General features: G+C 26.2%; 4 protein-coding genes. All 4 read right to left on the bottom strand.

Features of this window, described 5'->3' with window-relative positions:
• Positions 1–397, bottom strand: a 397-nt coding sequence (locus ACI3VO_RS12640) for a MerR family transcriptional regulator (protein ID WP_439758259.1), incomplete at its 3' end; no start/stop codon positions are given.
• 114 nt (positions 398–511) lie between these two features.
• Positions 512–814, bottom strand: a complete 303-nt coding sequence (locus ACI3VO_RS12635; protein WP_439758258.1) for a hypothetical protein — start codon at positions 812–814, stop codon at positions 512–514.
• 35 nt (positions 815–849) lie between these two features.
• Positions 850–2226 (bottom strand): DUF6179 domain-containing protein, encoded by a 1377-nt coding sequence (locus tag ACI3VO_RS12630; RefSeq protein ID WP_439758257.1) that lies wholly within the window; start codon positions 2224–2226, stop codon positions 850–852.
• On the bottom strand, positions 2214–2663 hold the full coding sequence (locus ACI3VO_RS12625; protein WP_439758256.1) for a DUF6323 family protein: 450 nt from the start codon (positions 2661–2663) through the stop codon (positions 2214–2216). Before ACI3VO_RS12625 ends, ACI3VO_RS12630 begins: the two co-directional genes overlap by 13 nt.
• Between the last annotated feature and the right edge of the window lie 249 nt (positions 2664–2912).

Below are 2912 nucleotides of genomic sequence, written 5' to 3'. Positions count from 1 at the left end.
TTCTATCTTCTAAATTTAATTCAACAACTTCATTTATATGTTCAGTGTTAATTGTATCTTCTCTTTGTTTTATTTTTTTATTTATTTTGTATTTTATCAATTGTAGCTCTTTGATTTTTTTGCATGTAATTTCTCTCTGATAAGTCAAGCTATTTATAACATTATCTATATTTACTTCTTCTAAGTGATATTTTATAACCTTTAAAGATAGTCCTAAATCCTTCAAATACTCTATAGTCTCTAATTGATCGATTTGATCTATTGAATAATATCTGTAATTATTCTCTGGATTTATGATTTCTGGTTTAAATAAATCTATATCATCGTAAAATCTCAAAGTTTTTGGATTTAAATCGAATAAGCTCGCCATCTCTCCAACAGTAAAATATTGTTTCATAAGTGTTCCCCTTATCTGTAAATTATCATTTTCCTAAAGTCTATACTCTGTATTTTATCATATAAGCTTATACTTTCACTGTTTATTTTACTTATTTCAAACACTTTACGTTGTCTATAATTTTTGAAATCTATTTAAAAAGCTTTCTTTATCAGATAATATATATTTCCAAAATTTCTTAGATAATCTATTAAAATCCTGATCAGTTATCTCTCTACCTTTGAATTCATATGTTTTTATTTTGTAAAAATAATTTCCTACATACAGATAGGACTTATCTTTTAGTTCTTCATCTACCTTCATATCGAAATCAATTTCTAACACATAAAACAAAAGAGTCGCCAAAAGTCTGATAAAGGCTATTTCCTTTTCTGTAAATATATTCTTTAGTCCAATACAGTATTCGATTCTATTCACAATGAACCCCCTCATAAACTATGCATTTTACTTCACTATATACCATTCATATCTATAGCTTTATTTTGAATCCTACTTATTCTATCAATCATTTGAGTTTTCATATACTCAACATAACCTTCCTGCCAAGCATAGTCATACTGACTACCTTTGAATAATTCTTTTAACAAATTAAATTTTCCCATTTCTATTTCTTCATAAAACATGACCCTAACCAAAAGAGCCAATTCAACCTCGTCTAAGCTATCGAATAATAAATTATAATCTTCTCCATAAAAGCAGTCTGCCTTTAATATATCGTTAAAATCCTCGAAGGAATTTATTTTAGTTTTTATAATTTCTATTTTTTTATTTATATCGGATTCTTCTTGTATTTCTTCTAGTATTTCTCTAAATTCTTCATCGCTCAATGTATTCTGATTTATGACAAGTTTATTTTTGTTTTTGCTTGAATCTATATCTAAGTACTCATCGCATATTACAGCCATTGATTCTAGGGAGTTTTGATTTATAGCTGACTTCAGCTCATCCGTAAATCTATATTTGTACAAATTTATGTACTTTAATAGATCATCATTTTCTATATTTAAAGAGCTTATCATTTTCTCTACAGCTTCATCTACCTTTTGTTCTACGTTTTCTTGGTTTAAATTATTTTTTAAATAATTTATTTCTTCACTATAAATATAAAAATCTTCAAAATCATCGTCCACAATTATCGATAATATCGTGTTATTTATCGCTATTTCAAATACATTTGTCAATAAATCTCTATAATTTAATTTATATCTCTTGGCATTTATATCTAGCAAAGTTTCTACATCCTCGTTGTCAAAGCAATTACAAAACATATTTTCTACTTCTATTGTCTCCAAGTAATTTTTTACATAATAAATACCCCTTTGGTCTAAATCACCAAATATCAACGGATAATCTACACTTATATCTATATCCTGAGGATTAAACTCCATATCGTATACATCAAAGGATTTTCCAAATTCCTCTATAAGCGTATCATTATATGCAATCAATTCTGTGTCGTACTTATTTTCACAAACTCTTCCATATAAATCCCTTGTTTCGTCAAATAAATCCTTTAATTTTTCTTCGCCTTCTTCGTAAAGATCTTTTATAGAATTTTTCTTAAATAAATCTATAGCTTTCTCCATATTAAAATCATTCATAAAATTTGCATCTATAGTATAGTAAATAGCTTCTAATAGCTGTTCTCCAACCTCTACAGTCACAGATGTACTCGAACCTTTGCAGTATTTTTTTATTTTTTCTTTAAGTAAACTTGCTATATCCTGCTGTACACTTAAAATAAAGTTTTCACTAAACTTTTTATTTAAATATCCCCATTTAAGTACATTAACTGTATAATCTCGTCTTATACTTCCTAATAATTCCATAAATCGAACTCCCTCTCAAATTTAAACTCTTTTGTGTATTCCTCTACAAATCCTTGTATCTGAATTATTTCACCAGATTTATCGTCGTAAGTCTTTTTTAATATTTCTATAATCTCATCATCGGATAGTAAATCCGATACTTGATTCTTAAAATAATAAAAAATTTCCTCCATATCACTTATTACTTCTACATAATCGTCCTTTTGAGTATAAGGAGATGAATATAAAAAGGATATAATTTTCTCCAATGAATCAGTACTAGTTTCAATTCGACCTGTTTTTTTAAGTGTTTCTTTAGTGTTTTTAGCTATTTGGCGTACATCATCCTCTGTCAATATAAGGCCGTAATTTATTGATTCTTCATTTAAATTCATTAGTTTTTCACTAGAAAAATCCTGCAACTCATTCATTGTAAATTTTAAAATATTATTTTCCAAAAATATCACTCCTTTTTTATTTAAAAGTATTGACTTTTTATTTATTTTATGCTATAGTATAGTTGTAGTATTATATTTATTTATAAATATATAGTAAATCCATTATGTGTTTTTGTCAACACATTTATTTTTTTGCCTATTTTTATTTTACACACCTTTATCATTCCCATTTATTTGATTCTTTAACACAACTGTGCTATATTTAAAAGTTGTAGTATACTTAAATACAATCAAATTTCAAAATTCTAG

The organism is Intestinibacter sp. (genome assembly GCF_051866655.1).
Taxonomy (GTDB): domain Bacteria; phylum Bacillota; class Clostridia; order Peptostreptococcales; family Peptostreptococcaceae; genus Intestinibacter.
The sequence above is the reverse complement of the archived record's forward strand: the minus strand, read 5'-3'. Positions and strand labels throughout refer to the sequence as shown.

Coding starts and splice junctions, on each gene's coding strand:
- ACI3VO_RS12630 (WP_439758257.1), bottom strand. CDS start 2,226: ATGGAATTATTAGGAAGTATAAGACGAGATTATACAGTTAATGTACTT.